Annotated in this window: 18 protein-coding genes; 11 read left to right on the top strand and 7 right to left on the bottom strand. The window is 71.5% G+C overall.

The window, feature by feature from the left end:
• The first annotated feature begins 27 nt into the window (after positions 1 to 27).
• From hisI to lgt, 11 genes are all read left to right on the top strand, one after another.
• Entirely contained in the window at positions 28 to 501 is a 474-nt protein-coding gene (gene hisI, locus OG223_RS15010; protein ID WP_329247803.1) for a phosphoribosyl-AMP cyclohydrolase, read from the top strand.
• 11 nt (positions 502 to 512) lie between these two features.
• Positions 513 to 1,991 (top strand): anthranilate synthase component I, encoded by a 1,479-nt coding sequence (locus OG223_RS15005; protein WP_329247801.1) that lies wholly within the window; start codon positions 513 to 515, stop codon positions 1,989 to 1,991.
• A 52-nt stretch (positions 1,992 to 2,043) separates the two neighbouring features.
• The gene (locus tag OG223_RS15000) at positions 2,044 to 2,685 is read left to right on the top strand and encodes a TIGR02234 family membrane protein (protein WP_329247798.1); all 642 of its coding nucleotides are present in this window, start codon (positions 2,044 to 2,046) and stop codon (positions 2,683 to 2,685) included.
• 231 nt (positions 2,686 to 2,916) lie between these two features.
• On the top strand, positions 2,917 to 3,165 hold the full coding sequence (locus tag OG223_RS14995; RefSeq protein WP_329247795.1) for an HGxxPAAW family protein: 249 nt from the start codon (positions 2,917 to 2,919) through the stop codon (positions 3,163 to 3,165).
• 100 nt (positions 3,166 to 3,265) lie between these two features.
• Positions 3,266 to 3,721, top strand: a complete 456-nt coding sequence (locus OG223_RS14990) for a DUF2752 domain-containing protein (RefSeq protein WP_329247792.1) — start codon at positions 3,266 to 3,268, stop codon at positions 3,719 to 3,721.
• A 126-nt stretch (positions 3,722 to 3,847) separates the two neighbouring features.
• Complete coding sequence (trpC, locus tag OG223_RS14985; protein ID WP_262059926.1) at positions 3,848 to 4,657, top strand: indole-3-glycerol phosphate synthase TrpC; 810 nt, start codon at positions 3,848 to 3,850, stop codon at positions 4,655 to 4,657.
• Between the two features lie 22 nt (positions 4,658 to 4,679).
• On the top strand, positions 4,680 to 4,847 hold the full coding sequence (trpM, locus tag OG223_RS53940; protein WP_399120547.1) for a tryptophan biosynthesis modulator TrpM: 168 nt from the start codon (positions 4,680 to 4,682) through the stop codon (positions 4,845 to 4,847).
• Positions 4,848 to 4,953: 106 nt separating this feature from the next.
• Positions 4,954 to 6,243: a tryptophan synthase subunit beta gene (gene trpB / locus OG223_RS14980; protein ID WP_329247789.1), complete on the top strand. Its 1,290-nt coding sequence runs from the start codon at positions 4,954 to 4,956 to the stop codon at positions 6,241 to 6,243.
• Complete coding sequence (trpA, locus tag OG223_RS14975) at positions 6,240 to 7,055, top strand: tryptophan synthase subunit alpha (protein WP_329247787.1); 816 nt, start codon at positions 6,240 to 6,242, stop codon at positions 7,053 to 7,055. The genes trpB and trpA overlap by 4 nt, the downstream gene beginning before the upstream one ends.
• Before the next feature lie 94 nt (positions 7,056 to 7,149).
• Positions 7,150 to 7,929 (top strand): DsbA family protein, encoded by a 780-nt coding sequence (locus OG223_RS14970; RefSeq protein ID WP_329247785.1) that lies wholly within the window; start codon positions 7,150 to 7,152, stop codon positions 7,927 to 7,929.
• A 93-nt stretch (positions 7,930 to 8,022) separates the two neighbouring features.
• Entirely contained in the window at positions 8,023 to 9,000 is a 978-nt protein-coding gene (gene lgt / locus OG223_RS14965; RefSeq protein ID WP_329247782.1) for a prolipoprotein diacylglyceryl transferase, read from the top strand.
• 61 nt (positions 9,001 to 9,061) lie between these two features.
• Here the strand turns inward: lgt and OG223_RS14960 are convergent, their stop codons facing one another.
• From OG223_RS14960 to OG223_RS14930, 7 genes are read right to left on the bottom strand one after another with little or no spacing between them, the layout of a single operon-like run.
• Positions 9,062 to 9,874 (bottom strand): HpcH/HpaI aldolase/citrate lyase family protein, encoded by an 813-nt coding sequence (locus OG223_RS14960; RefSeq protein ID WP_329247779.1) that lies wholly within the window; start codon positions 9,872 to 9,874, stop codon positions 9,062 to 9,064.
• Entirely contained in the window at positions 9,871 to 11,070 is a 1,200-nt protein-coding gene (locus OG223_RS14955) for a CaiB/BaiF CoA transferase family protein (RefSeq protein WP_329247777.1), read from the bottom strand. The genes OG223_RS14960 and OG223_RS14955 overlap by 4 nt, the downstream gene beginning before the upstream one ends.
• Positions 11,067 to 11,960, bottom strand: coding sequence for a ribokinase (rbsK, locus tag OG223_RS14950; protein WP_329247775.1), 894 nt, complete (start codon positions 11,958 to 11,960; stop codon positions 11,067 to 11,069). The genes OG223_RS14955 and rbsK overlap by 4 nt, the downstream gene beginning before the upstream one ends.
• Positions 11,957 to 13,318 carry an ADP-ribosylglycohydrolase family protein gene (locus OG223_RS14945; protein ID WP_329247773.1) on the bottom strand — a complete coding sequence of 454 codons (1,362 nt, stop codon included), beginning with the start codon at positions 13,316 to 13,318 and terminating at the stop codon, positions 11,957 to 11,959. The genes rbsK and OG223_RS14945 overlap by 4 nt, the downstream gene beginning before the upstream one ends.
• The gene (locus tag OG223_RS14940; RefSeq protein WP_329247771.1) at positions 13,306 to 14,472 is read right to left on the bottom strand and encodes an ADP-ribosylglycohydrolase family protein; all 1,167 of its coding nucleotides are present in this window, start codon (positions 14,470 to 14,472) and stop codon (positions 13,306 to 13,308) included. The genes OG223_RS14945 and OG223_RS14940 overlap by 13 nt, the downstream gene beginning before the upstream one ends.
• Positions 14,473 to 14,480: 8 nt before the next feature.
• On the bottom strand, positions 14,481 to 15,764 hold the full coding sequence (locus OG223_RS14935) for an ADP-ribosylglycohydrolase family protein (protein WP_329247768.1): 1,284 nt from the start codon (positions 15,762 to 15,764) through the stop codon (positions 14,481 to 14,483).
• Positions 15,761 to 16,822 carry an ADP-ribosylglycohydrolase family protein gene (locus tag OG223_RS14930; protein WP_329247765.1) on the bottom strand — a complete coding sequence of 354 codons (1,062 nt, stop codon included), beginning with the start codon at positions 16,820 to 16,822 and terminating at the stop codon, positions 15,761 to 15,763. Before OG223_RS14930 ends, OG223_RS14935 begins: the two co-directional genes overlap by 4 nt.
• Between the last annotated feature and the right edge of the window lie 252 nt (positions 16,823 to 17,074).

Below are 17,074 nucleotides of genomic sequence, written 5' to 3'. Positions count from 1 at the left end.
GTCAGCGGGGCGCGGCACAATGGCCCCATGACCAGCGCGCCCCAATCCAGCAGCCTCGACCCCGAGATCGCCGCCCGCCTCAAGCGCGGCGCCGACGGGCTCGTCCCCGCCATCGCCCAGCAGTACGACACCGGTGAGGTGCTCATGCTCGGCTGGATGGACGACGAGGCGCTGCATCGGACGCTGACGACAGGCCGCTGCACGTACTGGTCCCGCAGCCGCCAGGAGTACTGGGTGAAGGGCGACACCTCCGGCCACTTCCAGTACGTCAAGTCGGTCGCCCTGGACTGCGACGCCGACACGGTCCTCGTGAAGGTCGACCAGATCGGCGCCGCCTGCCACACCGGCGCCCGCACCTGCTTCGACGCGGACGTGCTCCTCGAAGAAGACCCTGAAGAAGACCTTCTTAAAGAAGACCTCGAAGAAGACCTGAAAGAAGGCCTGAAAGAAGGCCTTCTCAAAGAAGGTGCTGATTCCAGTACCGCCGCCTCGGATCAGTAGGGTCAGCCGCCATGGACCTTGAGACGTTCCGCAAGCTGGCCACCGACCGTCGCGTCATCCCGGTCACCCGCAAGCTCCTCGCCGACGGCGACACCCCGGTCGCGCTCTACCGCAAACTGGCCGCGGAGCGCCCCGGCACCTTCCTCCTGGAGTCCGCGGAGAACGGCCGCTCCTGGTCCCGGTACTCCTTCGTCGGCGTCCGCTCCGCCGCCACCCTCACCGCCCGCGACGGACAGGCCCACTGGCTCGGCACCCCGCCCGTCGGCGTCCCGGTCGACGGCGACCCGCTCGCCGCCCTGCGCGCCACCATCGAGACCCTGCACACCCCCCACCAGGAGGGCCTGCCGCCCTTCACCGGCGGCATGGTCGGCTATCTCGGCTACGACATCGTCCGACGCCTGGAGAAGATCGGCCCGGGCGAGCGCGACGACCTCAAACTCCCCGAGCTGACCATGCTCCTCACCAGCGACCTCGCCGTGATGGACCACTGGGAGGGCTCGGTCCTGCTGATCGCCAACGCGATCAACCACAACGACCTCGACACCGGCGTCGACGAGGCCTACGCGGACGCGATCGCCCGCCTCGACGCCATGGAGGCGGACCTCTCCCGCGCGGTGGCCCAGCCGCCCGCCCAGCTCCCGCCCTCCGAACTCCCCGAGTACACCGCGCTGTGGGGCGGCCCCGACTTCAAGGAGGCCGTCGAGGACATCAAGGAGCGCATCCGCGCGGGCGAGGCCTTCCAGGTCGTCCCCTCGCAGCGCTTCGAAACCCCGTGCACGGCAAGCGCGTTGGACGTGTACCGAGTGCTCCGGGCGACCAACCCGTCCCCGTACATGTACCTCTTCCGCTTCGACGGCTTCGACGTCGTCGGCTCCTCCCCGGAAGCCCTCGTCAAGGTCGAGGACGGACGCGCGATGGTCCACCCCATCGCCGGCACCCGGCACCGCGGCGCGACCCCGCAGGAGGACCAGGCCCTCGCCGACGAACTCCTCGCCGACCCCAAGGAGCGCGCCGAACACCTCATGCTGGTCGACCTCGGACGTAACGATTTGGGACGCGTCTGCGAGCCCGGCTCGGTCGAGGTCGTCGACTTCATGTCGGTGGAGCGCTACTCCCACGTGATGCACATCGTCTCCACGGTCACCGGCCGCGTCGCACCCGGCCGCACCGCTTTCGACGTCCTCACCGCCTGCTTCCCGGCCGGCACGCTCTCCGGCGCGCCCAAGCCCCGCGCGATGCAGATCATCGACGAACTGGAGCCTTCCAGAAGGGGGTTGTACGGCGGCTGCGTCGGCTATCTGGACTTCGCGGGCGACTCCGACACCGCCATCGCCATCCGTACGGCCCTGCTCCGCGACGGCACGGCCTACGTCCAGGCGGGCGCCGGAATCGTCGCCGACTCGGACCCGGAACTGGAGGACCAGGAGTGCCGCAACAAGGCGGCGGCGGTCCTCCGCGCCGTGCACACGGCGAACCGGCTCGGGCAATAGGACGAGGGTCATATGAACCCCGGGTGACGGTTCGCCCGGGGTTCGAGCGATAGTGGACTACGTGACTGCTGCTGTTCCTCCCCCCCGTTCCGAAGGCGAAGGCCCCGCGCGCGCCGGCCGCCGCAGCCTCGCCGTAGCGCTGATGAGCGGTGCGCTCGGCGCGGCCGTGGCCCTGCTGGCCACCCGCCAGCGCTGGTCGATGGGGACCGCGACGGTGGCCGGCGACGCGTTCCCGCTGTCCGTCAAGGGCAGCGACGTCACGGGCGTGCCCGCGGCGCTCGCCATAGTGGGCCTCGCCGCGCTCGTCGCCGTCTTCGCCGTCCGCAGGACGGGCCGCTTCGCGGTCTCCGCCCTCCTCGCGCTCTCCGGCGCGGGCATCGTCGCCGCCGCCCTGCTCGGCGCCACCGACAGCTCCGCGCTCGACGACAAGGCCGCCCAGGCCTCCGGCGACACCTCGTCCGTCGTGCACGCCTTCGACCACACCGCCTGGCCGTACGTCGCCGCGGTGGGCGGCGGCCTGATCCTGCTGGCCGGCCTCCTCGCCCTGCTCTACGGTCGCCGCTGGCCCGCGATGTCCGGCCGCTACGAACGCAATGGCACGCCTCGCCCGCGGCGGGCTCCAGTGGTGGACCCTGACCGTCCCGAGGACATCTGGAAGGCCCTGGACCGCGGCGAGGACCCCACCAGCGCGTAGGCGCTCCGCTGGGAGAGCAGCGATGCGCCGCGCCGTCGGTCGGCCGCGGCTGCGTCGTGGCTGGGCGCGCCCGCGCGGCGGAGCCGCATATCGAAACGGCCCGCGCCCCTTTGGGGGCGCTGCCGAACCGCGGCGGACACGGGCCACCCCGAAGCAGCGTGGCCGCGCGCGTGCGGAACAATGAAGCGTGAGCGTCTGCTCACACACGCACACAGCAACGAGGAGCACGTCATGGCGGGCAACAGCCACGGTCACACTTTGGCCGCCTGGACCGGTACCACCATCATCTTCATCGGTTTCTTGGTCGCGGGCGCCTTCATGGTCATGGCGCAGCCGATCGGCTTCTGGGCCGGCATGGCGATCACGGTCGTCGGCGGCATCGTCGGCTGGGTCATGAGCGCGATGGGAATGGGCATGCCCAAGGACCGTCCCCAGGACCTGACCGAGCTGCTCGGCAAGACCGCGCCCGCCGATAGCTGAACCTGCGGCTGTCAGTCACCACTTCGTGGAGGGGCGGTCCCGGACGCACCGGGGACCGCCCCTCACGCGCGCGTGCCGCACGAAAGGGCCAGGGGGCACAATGCGAGACGTGAACGCCGACAGCCAGAGCCTGCCGAAGACGCGAGCCCCCGGTTCCGCCTCCGTGCTGAACCGCGTCGCCATGCCCGCCGGAGTCCTCGCGGCGGTCGCCGGGGCCTTCGCCTACGTCGGCACGGTCGACCCGAACCAGCCGGGCCACTACCCCGTGTGCCCCCTGTACCGCTTCACCGGCCTGTACTGCCCCGGCTGCGGCGGCCTGCGCAGCGCGCACGAGTTCATCCACGGCGACTTCCTGGCGGCGCTCCAGGACAACGCGATCGCCGTGGTGGGCTATCTGGCCTTCACGGTCGTATGGACCGTCTGGGTGGTCCGTGCGGCGCGCGGCCGGCCCGCGCGGATCGAACTCGGCAGGGTCCAGCTCTGGGGTCTGGGCGCGTTGGTGCTGGTCTTCACGGTTGTCCGGAACCTGCCGTTCGGTGGCTGGCTACACCCTTGATCAACCGACCGATGTCCAGGTACTGGGACCGGCGTCAACCGGATGCGAGGCCTACGCCTTCCTCCGGATACCATCGAGGTCAGATGTGACCATTGCTTTTCCACCGTCCGGAAGGGGGCCGCTCGCGTGAGTGTGCTCGACGAGATCATCGACGGAGTCCGTGCCGACCTGGCGGAACGGCAGGCGCGCGTCAGCCTCGACGAGCTCAAGGAGCGCGCGGCGAAGGCTCCCGCGGCCAAGGACGGTGTGGCCGCGCTGCGCGGCGACGGCGTCAAGGTCATCTGCGAGGTCAAGCGCTCCAGCCCCTCCAAGGGCGCGCTGGCCGCGATCGCCGACCCGGCGGGCCTCGCCGCGGACTACGAGGCGGGTGGCGCCGCCGTCATCTCCGTCCTCACCGAACAGCGCCGCTTCGGCGGCTCGCTCGCCGACCTGGAGGCCGTCCGCGCCCGCGTGGACATCCCGGTCCTCCGCAAGGACTTCATCGTCACGTCGTACCAGCTCTGGGAGGCCCGTGCCTACGGCGCCGACCTCGCCCTGCTGATCGTCGCGGCCCTGGACCAGCCCGCCCTGGAGTCCCTCATCGAGCGCGCCGAGTCGATCGGCCTCACGCCGATCGTCGAGGTCCACGACGAGGACGAGGTCGACCGCGCGGTGGACGCCGGCGCCAAGATCATCGGCGTCAACGCCCGCAACCTCAAGACCCTCGAGGTCGACCGCGCCACCTTCGAGCGCGTCGCCCCCGAGATCCCGGCCCACATCGTCAAGATCGCCGAATCCGGCGTCCGCGGCCCCCACGACCTCATCGCCTACGCCAACGCCGGCGCCGACGCGGTCCTGGTGGGCGAGTCCCTGGTCACCGGCCGCGACCCCAAGTCGGCGGTCTCGGACCTGGTGGCGGCGGGGGAACACCCGGCACTCCGCCACGGTCGTAGTTGATCACCCGCTAGGCTGACTCCCGATGACACTCACTCTGACCCCCATGGACCGGCACGCCCGCCTCGCGCGCGGCTGCCGTCCGAGGGGTTGCCGTGCGCCCGCGAGGCGAGTTCACGGTCGTCGGGTGCGTTACGTCATCGGAGACGAACCTGGGCAGGTCAACGGGCGGCGATGGCAGCGCGCCCTTTAGGGGCGCGGGGAACTGCGCGACCAGCCACATCTGGCCCGCACTCAACAGATGGTCCCTGCCCCCACGGCGATTAGGCATTTTCCCAAACTCACCGTGAGGTTTCCGCATGCCCAGCGAGTTCTTCATCCCCGACCCCGACGGTCAAATCCCCAGCGCCGAGGGCTACTTCGGCGCGTTCGGCGGCAAGTTCATCCCGGAGGCCCTCGTCGCCGCCGTGGACGAGGTGGCCGTCGAGTACGAAAAGGCCAAGTACGACCCGGAGTTCGCCCGCGAGTTGGACGACCTCCTCGTCAACTACACCGGCAGGCCCAGCGCGTTCACCGAGGTACCCCGCTTCGCCGCGGAAGCGGGCGGCGCCCGGATCTTCCTCAAGCGCGAGGACCTGAACCACACCGGCTCCCACAAGATCAACAACGTCCTCGGCCAGGCCCTGCTCACCAAGCGCATGGGCAAGACCAGGGTCATCGCGGAGACCGGCGCCGGCCAGCACGGCGTGGCGACGGCCACCGCCTGCGCGCTCTTCGGCCTCGAATGCACCGTCTACATGGGCGAGATCGACACCCAGCGCCAGGCCCTCAACGTCGCCCGCATGCGCATGCTCGGCGCCGAGGTCATCGCCGTGAAATCCGGCAGCCGCACCCTCAAGGACGCGATCAACGAGGCGTTCCGCGACTGGGTCGCCAACGTCGACCGCACGCACTACCTCTTCGGTACGGTCGCCGGCCCGCACCCCTTCCCCGCCATGGTCCGCGACTTCCACCGCGTGATCGGCGTCGAGGCCCGCCGCCAGATCCTGGAGCGAGCCGGCCGCCTCCCCGACGCGGCCATCGCCTGCGTCGGCGGCGGCTCGAACGCCATCGGCCTGTTCCACGCCTTCATCCCGGACGCGGACGTACGCCTCATCGGCTGCGAGCCCGCAGGCCACGGCGTCGAGACGGGCGAGCACGCGGCGACCCTCACCGCGGGCGAGCCCGGCATCCTGCACGGTTCGCGGTCCTACGTCCTCCAGGACGAGGAGGGCCAGATCACCGAGCCGTACTCGATCTCGGCCGGTCTGGACTACCCGGGCATCGGCCCCGAGCACTCCTACCTCAAGGACAGCGGCCGCGGCGAGTACCGCGCGGTCACCGACGACGCGGCGATGCAGGCCCTGCGCCTGCTCTCGCGCACGGAGGGCATCATCCCGGCCATCGAGAGCGCCCACGCGCTCGCGGGCGCGCTGGAGGTCGGCAGGGAGCTGGGCAAGGACGGGCTGATCGTCGTCAACCTGTCCGGGCGCGGCGACAAGGACATGGACACGGCCGCCCGCTACTTCGGCCTGTACGACAACGGCACCGACGCCACCGTCGCCGCCAACGCGGCCGACACCGCCGAGATCGAGGGGGACGCCAAGTGAGCGGCAACATCCGGCTGTTGAGCGACACCCTCGCCGCCGCCAAGGCCGAGGGACGCGCCGCGCTCATCGCCTACCTCCCGGCCGGTTTCCCGACCGTGGACGGCGGCATCGAGGCGATCAAGGCGGCCTTCGACGGCGGCGCGGACGTCGTCGAGGTGGGCCTGCCGCACAGCGACCCCGTCCTCGACGGTCCCGTCATCCAGACCGCCGACGACATCGCCCTGCGCGGCGGAGTCAAGATCGCGGACGTCATGCGCACGGTCCGCGAAACCCACGCGGCGACCGGCAAGCCCGTACTCGTCATGACGTACTGGAACCCGATCGACCGCTACGGCGTCGAGCGCTTCACCGCCGAACTGGCCGAGGCGGGTGGCGCCGGCTGCATCCTGCCCGACCTGCCCGTGCAGGAGGCGGGGCTGTGGAGGGAGCACGCGGAGAAGCACGGGCTCGCCACGGTCTTCGTGGTCGCGCCCAGCAGCAAGGACGCCCGCCTCGCCGAGATCACCAAGGTCGGCACCGGCTTCGTCTACGCCGCCTCGCTGATGGGCGTCACCGGTACCCGTGAGTCCGTGGGCGCGCAGGCGCAGGACCTCGTCGAGCGCACCCGGGCCACCACCGACACCCCCGTCTGTGTCGGCCTCGGTGTCTCCGACGCCCGGCAGGCCGCCGAGGTGGCCCGCTTCGCGGACGGCGTGATCGTCGGCTCGGCCTTCGTCAAGCGGATGCTGGACGCGCCGGACGACGCGGCCGGCGTCGAGGCGGTCCGCGCCCTCGCGGCCGACCTCGCGAAGGGCGTACGCGGACAGGCGTGACGGAGCAACCGGCATAACAGCACAACGGGTCCCTCGTATGGGTGGACCTGGGACCGGGGAGGCGCGCTGCGCCTCCCCGGTTCGTTCTGCGGGTGTGAGCGAGAAGAACCGTGACGGAAAGCGCACCGCCCGCGAGCGGCTGGCGGCAGAGCGTGAGAAGCAGAAGTCCGCGGAGAGGCGGCGGCGCACGCTGATCGTGGCCGCGAGCGTCGTCTGCGTGCTGGGTCTGGCGACGGTGGTCGGCGTCCTCGCCGCGAACTCCGGCAAGGACGACGGCGGCAGCAGCAAAGCGGGCCCGGTCGTGGCGCCCTCCGGGGCGACCGGCAAGGACAGCCTGGCGATCCAGGTCGGCAAGGACAGCGCCAAGCCGACGCTCACGGTGTGGGAGGACTTCCGCTGCCCGGCCTGCCAGGCCTTCGAGACGGCGTACCGCTCGACCCTCCACGAGCTGACCGACTCCGGGCAGCTCAAGGTGCAGTACCACCTGGTCACGATCATCGACGGCAACCTCGGCGGCAGCGGCTCCAAGCGCGCGGCCAACGCGGCGGCCTGCGCCCAGGACGCCGGAAAGTTCCGCGACTTCCACGACGTGCTGTACGAGAACCAGCCCAAGGAGACGGACGACGCGTTCGCCGACAACGCCAAGCTGATCGAGCTGGCGGGCAAGGTCAGCGGCCTCGACACGCCCGCCTTCCAGAAGTGCGTCAACAGCGGTACGCACGACAGTTGGGTCACGAAGTCCGCCGCCGCGTTCCAGGCCGGCGGATTCACCGGCACCCCGACCGTCCTCTTCGACGGCAAGAACATCTACGCGGACCAGACGATGACCCCGGCGAAGCTGAAGCAGCTCGTCCAGGCGGCCGACAAGGGGTAAGCGGGCGGGCCGGTTTTCACACCGGCCCGTTATGGAGCCGTAGCCGGGCCGCTTGCCGAGGTCGCGGTCCGGCACGGTAGCGTCGACCCTGCCATGGAAACCATTGCCTACATTCCCAGCCCGTCGCAGGGGGTCGTCCACCTCGGCCCCATTCCGCTGCGCGGCTACGCGTTCTGCATCATCATCGGCGTCTTCGTCGCCGTCTGGCTCGGCAACAAACGCTGGGTCGCCCGGGGCGGCAAGGTCGGGACGGTGGCCGACATCGCCGTCTGGGCCGTGCCGTTCGGCCTCGTCGGCGGTCGCCTGTACCACGTGATCACGGACTACGAGCTGTACTTCAGCGAGGGCCGCGACTGGGTGGACGCCTTCAAGGTGTGGCAGGGCGGCCTCGGCATCTGGGGCGCGATCGCGCTCGGCGCGGTGGGCGCGTGGATCGGCTGCCGCCGCCGTGGCATCCCACTGCCGGCCTGGGCCGACGCACTCGCCCCCGGCATCGCCTTCGCCCAGGCCATCGGCCGCTGGGGCAACTGGTTCAACCAGGAGCTGTACGGCCGCGAGACCCACCTCCCCTGGGCGCTGCACATCACGTCCTCGACGGACGGCCGCGTCCCCGGCTACTACCACCCGACGTTCCTGTACGAGTCCCTGTGGTGCGTCGGCGTCGGCTTCCTCGTCATCTGGGCCGACCGCCGCTTCAAGCTGGGCCACGGCCGGGCGTTCGCGCTGTACGTCGCCGCCTACTGCGTGGGCCGCGGCTGGATCGAGTACATGCGCGTCGACGACGCCCACCACATCCTCGGCCTGCGGTTGAACGACTGGACCGCGATGATCGTCTTCCTGCTCGCGGTGACGTACTTCGTGATCTCGGCGAAGAAGCGCCCGGGCCGCGAAGAGGTCGTCGAGCCGGATGTCTCCGACGGGGGAACCGACGAGGACGGCGAGCCGGTGTCGACGGAAGAGCCGGAGACCGACGCCCCGGAGACCGACGCCCCTGAGGCAGCAGCCAAGGAAGACGTCACGGAAGCCGAGGACGTCAAGGAAGACGAACCCGAGTCGGCCAAGAAGAGCTGACAGCCGGTTCTACGACGACGAGGGCGCCCCGTGTTCGACGACGGGGCGCCCTCCTCGTCTGTCAGGTCCGGCGCGCCAACATGAGCGTGCGCTGGGCCGCCGCCACCACGGCCGCGTCGATGAACTGTCCGTCCGGCAGCGCCTGGGCGCCCTCCTCCCGCACGGCCGCCTTGACGATCGTCTCGGCCTGTTCGAGTTCGCGGTCGGTCGGGAGGAAGGCGCTCTCGATGACCGGGAGTTGACGGGGATGGATCGCCGCGCGCCCGAGGAAACCGAGAGCGCGGCCGTGCGCACAGGAGGCCGCCAGGCCCTCCAGATCGCGGATGTCCGGGTGGACGGACTGCGGCGGCGGAGCCAGATCCGCGGCCCGGGCGGCGACGATCACCCGCGACCGGGACCAGTCGAGGCCCGCGTCCTCGCGCACGCCCAGGTCGGCCCGTAGATCCGCCTCGCCGAGCGCGATGCCGTGCAGTGAGGGGTGCGCGGAGGCGATCGAGAAGGCCCGCTCGATGCCGAGGGCCGTCTCCAGAAGGGCGTACAGGGGGAGGCCGCCCGTACGGTCCGCTACGGCTACGACCTCCTCGGCGGACGCCACCTTCGGGAGCCGTAGGCCGGACACACCCGGGAGGGGTGTGAGTGCGCGCAGGTCGTCGGTCGCCCAAGGGCTGTCCAGGGCATTCACCCGGACATGGACGTGGGGCCGGGGCTCCGACAGCAGCTCCGCCGTGGCCGCGCGGGCGTAGTCCTTGCGGTCCGGGGCGACCGCGTCCTCCAGGTCGACGACGACCACGTCCGCCCCGGCGGCGAGGGCCTTGGCGACGATCGGGGGGCGGTCACCGGGGACGTAGAGCCAGGTCAGGGGGTACGGGGTCACAGGGCGCCCTCCTGGCGGAGAGTGGTCAACTCGGTGTCGGTCAGGCCCAGTTCGGTCAGGACCGTGTCCGTGTCGGCGCCGTGGGGGCGGCCGGACCAGCGGATGGCGCCCGGGGTGGCGGAGAGCCGGAAGAGGACGTTCTGCATGCGCAGCGGCCCGAGTTCGGGGTCGTCGACCGTGGTGATCGTGTCGAGGGCCTGGTACTGCGGGTCCGCCATCACGTCCCGTACGTCCTGGATGGGGGCGACCGCCGCCTCCGCCTTCTCGAAGGCGGCGAGGACTTCAGTGCGGGTGCGCTGGGCGATCCAGTCGCCCACCGCCGCGTCCAGGATGTCGGAGTGCCGGGCCCGGTCCGCGCCCGTCGCGAACCACGGCTCGTCGATCAGTTCCGGGCGGCCGACCAGGCGCATCACGCGCTCGGCGATCGACTGGGCCGAGGTCGAGACGGCGACCCAACTGCCGTCCGCCGTACGGTAGGTGTTGCGCGGGGCGTTGTTCTGCGAGCGGTTGCCGGTGCGTGGCTGGACATGGCCGAGCTGGTCGTACCAGAGGGGCTGGGGGCCCAGCGCGGTGAGGATCGGTTCGATGATTGCCATGTCGACGACCTGGCCCTCGCCCGTGCGGTCGCGGGCGGCGAGGGCCGTCATCACCGCGTACGCCGTCGCCAGGCCCGCGATCGAGTCGGCGAGGCCGAACGGCGGGAGCGTCGGGGGTGCGTCCGGTTCGCCGGTGATCGCGGCGAAACCGCTCATCGCCTCGGCGAGGGTGCCGAAGCCGGGGCGGTGCGCGTAGGGCCCGAACTGGCCGAAGGCGGTGACCCGGGCGAGCACCAACTTCGGGTTGGCAGCGGAGAGTTCGGCCCAGCCGAGGTCCCATTTCTCCAGGGTGCCGGGGCGGAAGTTCTCGATGATCACGTCGGCGGTGGCGGCCAGACGGAGGAGGGTGGTGCGCCCGCCCGGCTTCGACAGGTCGAGGGTGATGGTGCGCTTGTTGCGGCCGAGGAGCTTCCACCACAGGCCGATGCCGTCCTTGGCGGGGCCGTGGCCCCGGGACGGGTCGGGCTTGGCCGGGTGTTCGACCTTGATGACCTCGGCGCCGAAGTCGCCGAGCATGGTGGCGGCGAGGGGACCGGCGAAGAGCGTCGCGAGGTCGAGAACGCGCAGGCCCGCCAGGGGAGTTGTGGTCGGCTCGGTCATGCGGCGTACTGCTTGTCGATCTCCGCGCGGAACGGCATCGACGCCGTCGCTCCCGGCCGCTGCACGGACAGGGCCGCAGCCGCTGCCGCCCAGGCCAGCGCGTCCCGCATCGGTCGGCCCTCGGCGAGCGCCACCGCCAGCGCGCCGACGAAGGTGTCACCCGCGCCGGTCGAGTCCACGGCGGTCACTTGAGGTGCGGGGACGGTCAACGGCTCGGCGCCCCGGGCCGCGTACAGGCTGCCCGCCGCACCCAGGGTGACGATCACCTCGGGCACCTGGTCGAGCAGGACGGCTGCCGCCTCGTGCGGGTCGGTGCGGCCGGTGAGGGCGGTGGCCTCGTGCTCGTTGGGGATCAACAGGTCCACGGCGGCCAGGAGTTCGGGAGGGAGGGGTTGCGCGGGGGCGGGGGTGAGGATCGTACGGACGCCGTGGCGGCGGGCCGCCTCCGCGCCGGCGATCACTCCGGTCAGCGGGATTTCCAGTTGGAGGAGCAGGGCGTCGGCCGTGGCGATCGTGGCCTCGTCGCCGGGGGCGAGGTGGTCGACGGTGCCGTTGGCGGCGGGGATCACCACGATCGCGTTGCCGCCCTCGTCGTCCACGACGATGTGCGCGGTGCCGGACGGGCCCTCGACGGTGCGCAGATGGTCGGTGTCGACGCCGGAGTGCTCGAAGGTGGACCGGAGTTGGGCGCCGTAGGTGTCGTTGCCGACCGCGCTGATGATGGTGACGTCGGCGCCCGCGTGGGCCGCGGCGATCGCCTGGTTGGCGCCCTTGCCGCCGGGGATCGTACGGAACTCCCGTCCCGTCACGGTCTCTCCGCGCTGCGGGGCCTTCGCGACGTAGGCGACGAGGTCCATGTTCGTGCTGCCGAGCACGGCGATGAGGGTCATGGGCGGGCGGTCTCCTGGTGGGTGAGCCGGGCGAGGGTGTCGAAGCCGATGCCGTTGAAGTCGCCTACGGAGGTGGCGAGTCGGTTCTTGAGGGGGGCCGTCCAGCGGTCGGGGAGTGCGGCCGGGCTGCCCGCGAGCAGGGCTGAAATGGAGCCGACCGTGGCCCCGTTGGAGTCGGTGTCCCAACCGCCGGACACCGCACGGCAGATGGAGCCGGTGAAGTCGCCGTCCGCGTGGGTGAGGGCGGCGGTGATCAGGGCGGTGTTGGGGATCGCGTGGACCCAGTGGTGGGTGGGGGAGTGGGTGGCGTGGAGTTCGTCCACGACGTCGTCGAAGTCCCGGTGTTTCCGGGCGAGTTGGAGGGCGTGCCGGATCGCCTTGGTGAGCCGGGAGTCGGGCGGGAGGACGGTCAGGCCGGTGCGCAGGCAGGTGTGGATGTCGTCGGTGCCGGTGGCCGCGGTGGCGATGACGGCCGCCGTGAACATGGCCGCGTAGACGCCGTTCGCGGTGTGGGTCAACGTGGCGTCGCGGTGGGCCTGTTCGGCCGCCGCGCCCGGGTCCCCGGGGTGGGTCCAGCCGTGCACGTCGGCGCGGATCAGGGCGCCGATCCACTCGCGGAACGGGTTGCGGTGGCGGGCCGTTCGCGGGGGCTCCAGGCCGGACAGCAGATTGCGGTAGGCGATGCGTTCGGCGGTGAAGGTGCGGCCCGCGGGGAGTTCGTCGAGCCAGAGCTTCGCCACGTCCGCGGTGGTGAAGTCCTTGCCGTGGCGCTGTAGCAACAGGAGGTTCAACAGGGGGTAGTTGAGGTCGTCGTCCTCGGGCATGCCGTCGATGTTCTCGGCGAGGGAGGTGGGGGCGGAGCTGCGGTTCCAGGGGTGGGCGGCGAGGAGCTCGGCGGGGACGCCCCGGGCGGTGAAGTAGGTGGTGAGGGGCCAGTTGCCGGTGGCGCGGGCGAGTTGGCGGATGCCGTCGAGGGGGAGCTTCTCGACCGGTTTGCCGAGGAGACAGCCGACGGCGCGGCCCAGCCAGGCGGCCTGGAGAGTGGCCGGGCGGGGTACGGAACTGGCTTGCGGGTCGGGCCAGTTGGGGCACAGGGCCTTGATCCTCGCCAGGTCCGTCGGCTCCCGGTCAGTCAACTGGCTGGGCAGGTCGGCCAGTTCGTCCAGCAGGTCTTCCGCGAGCAACCTGAGGTAGCGGGTGGGGGGTTGGGCGGACGCGCCCGCCCGGTCCGGTGCCTCGGCGCCTCCCGCCGCGTGCCAGCGGGCCGCGATCGCCGACGGTTCGCGTCCGTCCTGGGCCGCTTGGCGCAGTTCGTGGCCGAGCAGGTCCTCCGGCTGGACCCAGGTCAGTCGGAGCACCGCAGCCCTCCGATCTCGGTGAACGCGGCCTCGTGGGCCCGGCGTCGGTGGACGTCACGGGCGAAGACTTCGCGGGTGACGGCGGTGAGGGTCGTCGCCGGTTCCCACAGGTCCAGGCGGCTGGCCTCGGCGACCGCCTTCGACCAGTCCTGCGGGACCGTCGAACCCAGGGCGCCGGCCACCGCGCCGGCCATCGTCGCGATCGAGTCGCAGTCCCGGCCGTAGTTCACCGAACCCAGCACCGCGTGACGGTAGTCGCCGCCGGAGACCACCAACATGCCGAGCGCGACGGGGAGTTCCTCGATCGCCTTGGTGCGGGAGGGGCGGCGGGCGTCCAGGGAGGGGGCGCGGTAGTCGGGGCCCACCGTGTCGTACGGCGCGATCGCCTCCCGCAAGGGAACCAGCGCCGACTCGAAGTCCGAGTGACGGGCGGCCACTTCGCAGACCTTCTCGATGGCGGTGCGGGTGCCGTCCTTGGCCAGGGCGAGGCAGGCAGCCACGACCGAGTCCGGGGTGGCGCCCGGTACGCAGGCCGCCGACACCGCTGCGGCGAAGACGCCGGCTGCCTCTCGGCCGTACGACGACTGGTGGGCGCCCGCGAGGTCGAGAGCCTCGGCGTAAGCGCCCGCCGGATTCGCCGCGTTGACCAGGCCGACCGGGGCCATGTACATCGCGGCACCGCAGTTGACGATGTTGCCCACGCCTGCCTCGCGGGGGTCGATGTGGCCGTAGTGGAGGCGGGTGGCCAGCCATTTCTCGGCCAGGAAGACGCGCTGGAGGGGGATGGCTTCCGCCTCCAACTCCGGGATCCAGCGCGGGTTTTGCATCAGGTCCGGGACGAGGTGGTCGGCGATCGCGTACGCGTCGAGGTGGTCGCGGACGGTCGCGTAGACCCGTACCAGCGCGTGGGTCATCAAGGTGTCGTCGGTGACGTGGCCGTCGCCCTTGTGGTACGGCGCGATGGGGCGGGCGGTGCGCCAGGCGTCGCCGTTCCAGGGGCCGACGATGCCGTGGACGCGGCCGCTGTGGCGTTCGAGGATCTGGTCGGGGGAGTAGCCCTCGACGGGGCCGCCGAGGGCGTCGCCGACCGCGGCGCCCACGAGGGTTCCGGTGATCCTCTCCTCGAGGCTGCTTTCTGGTTCTTTGGGCGTCATGCCCCGAATCATCCTCCTGGTGGAGCCGGTTGTGTGGCTTCCAGGAGTTCGGCGAGTTCCACGAGGTCGGTGCCGGTGAGGCGAGGGAGGGCGCAGCCGGAGAGCGTGCGGCAGGCTTCCCGCCAGGTTGCCGGGATGGCCCCTCCGCCGCCGAGCGCTCCGGTGAGGGCGCCCGCGAGGGCGGGGGCCGAGTCGGCGACGCGGGAGAGGCAGGCCGCGGCGGGGACCGCTTCGGCGATACGGCCGCGGGAGGCTGTCGCCAGGGCGAGGGCTACCGGGACCGTTTCGGCGGCTGCGATGCCGTAGCTGTAGACGTGGTCGACGATCTGGTGTTCCAGGAGGGGGATCAGGGCGAACGCGTTGTCGCTGTCCTGGGCCAGTTTCAGTGCGTGGCGGGTGTTACGGCCGATCTCCGTGGATTCGGGGAGTTCGGTCAGGGCGGCTGCCACGCATTCGTCCACGTCCGCGCCGACCAGGGCGAGGGCGAGAGCCGCCGCCATGGCCCTGGCGCCGTGGACTCCGTCGCCGTCCTGGGTGTAGCGGGCGTCGAACTCGGCGAGGGCGGCGGCGCGTTGGGGATCGCCGGGGTGGGCTACGGCGAGGACGCAGGCCCTGATGCAGGCCGCGTCGTCGAAGTAGTGGGGGTTGTCGTGGCCGGTGGCGGGTGGGCGTAGGCCGGCTGCGAGGTTTCCTAGGCCTGCCCTTACTGAGATGCGGGCGCGGAGGGGGAGTACGGCGGATTCGACCTCGGGGGCGCGGTCCGCCGCGGCGGCTACTTCACTCGCTACGGCGTTCCAGCCGAGGTCGATCGCGGCGCGGGTTCTGCGTTCTCTGCTGAGGTCGCCGAGGACCGTGTCGTCGCCGGCTCGTAGTACGGCTTCTGCGGCGAACGCTGCCCACTCGGCGTCGTCGGAGGGGCCGAGGCGTAGGGGCTCGGGGGGTTGGTTCAGGGCGATGGGGACAGGGAGGGTCGTGGTCGCGTTCTGTTCGGCGAAGGTGTCCAGCTCGCGGGTGAGGCGGCGGGTCCACTCGGGCATGCGGGCGGCGCGGTGCCTTGCGGCGGGCCAACCGGCGGCATCCCCTGCGGCGAGCCCGAGCAGCAGCCCCTCGATCCGCCTCGCCTCGGCTCCGCCACCGGCCTTTGTGTTCCCACCCGCACCGCCCGTGCGGGCATCGTCGTCGGGTGCGGGTGGCCCCTGCGGAGTGAACTCGCCGTCCGTGGCCGCGAGTTCCAGCGGGTACTGCGGGGTGTTGGCGTCTTCCGCGGTCGGTCGTTCCTCGTGGGGTTTCATCGGTGTACCTCGTCCTCGTCCGCCGCCAGCACGTACTCCCCTTGACGTCCCCACTTCCCGCCCTCCCCCGGAACCAGCAACTCCGCGATGTCCAGCACATGGTGGCCGGCCATCTCCGGCAGGCAACTCCCCCGTGCCGGGCCGATCGCCGTCGCCCAGTCGGGCGGGATCGACGAGGCGCCCCGGGTCGCTCCCGCCAACGCGCCCGCCACCGCGGCCGTCGTGTCCGCGTCGCGCCCCATGTTGACCGCCGTGAGGACGGACTCCACGAAGTCGCCGTCCGCCGCCGCGTACGCGCCGAAGGCGAGGGCGACCGCCTCGGGGGCCAGGTCGGTCCAGGGGTAGCCGCCGATGACCACCGCGGAGCGGACCGCGCGTTCGCCCCGGTGGGCGACCGCCACCGCTCGGCGCAGGGAGCGGGCCGTCCAGGAGTCGTCAGGGACTACGGCCAGCGCTGATGCGACCACCGCGATCGTCGGTGCTCCCGCCATCGCCGCCGCCACGCCCGCCGCGACCGCCTGGCCGCCGTAGATGCCCTCGCCTTCGTGGCTCACCGAACCGTCGATCGCGACCAGGCGGGCCGCCTCCGCCGGGCGGCCTGCCGCGAAGACGCCGAAGGGGGCCGCGCGCATGGCCAGGCCGTCGCTCCAGGCGTGGCGGTGCTGGGCGGAGATGGGGGCGGCCAGGCCTCGGCGGAGGTTCTCCAGGGTGCCGCGTTCGCTGAAGCCCGCGCCCCGGAACGGGCCCTCGTCCCGGTCCGCGATCCACTCGTGCCAGGCCGCCTCCACATGGGAGGGGGTGAGGGCCGAGCCGTGGCGGGCGAGGAGCAGGCCGGAGAAGATCGCGTACTCGGTGTCGTCCGTGCCCGCGGGGTTCTCCGCCACGTATCCCGTGATGCGGCCCCAACGGGCGCGGATCTCGGACGGCTTCATGTTCTCCGCCGGTGCGCCCAGGGCGTCCCCCACCGCCAGACCGAGCAGCGCGCCGCGTGCCCGTTCACGGAGTTCGGTGGCGTTCTTGGGCGCCGGGACCGGAGGAATGCAGGCGATCGATGCCATACGCGGCCTCTCCCTACGGGGTTCCCTCAGAGCGCCTCAGGGCGCGGAACCCTTTGCGGATGTCTCCCACGGGAGGCCTTCGGCAGGGCCTGACCCAGCGCAACATCACCCGGTCGACATTTGATTAGAGCTCGGCACGGATGAGCGTTCGAGGGTAAACGTGCTGGTTAGCGCAGCCTTTCCTTGCTGGCGTGGGTGAAATGAACGGCGTAGGTTCAGTGTTGTCGAATAGTAGAACTTGTCTAAACCTAG

The organism is Streptomyces sp. NBC_01478 (assembly GCF_036227225.1).
Taxonomy (GTDB): Bacteria; Actinomycetota; Actinomycetes; order Streptomycetales; family Streptomycetaceae; genus Streptomyces.
The sequence above is the reverse complement of the archived record's forward strand: the minus strand, read 5'-3'. Positions and strand labels throughout refer to the sequence as shown.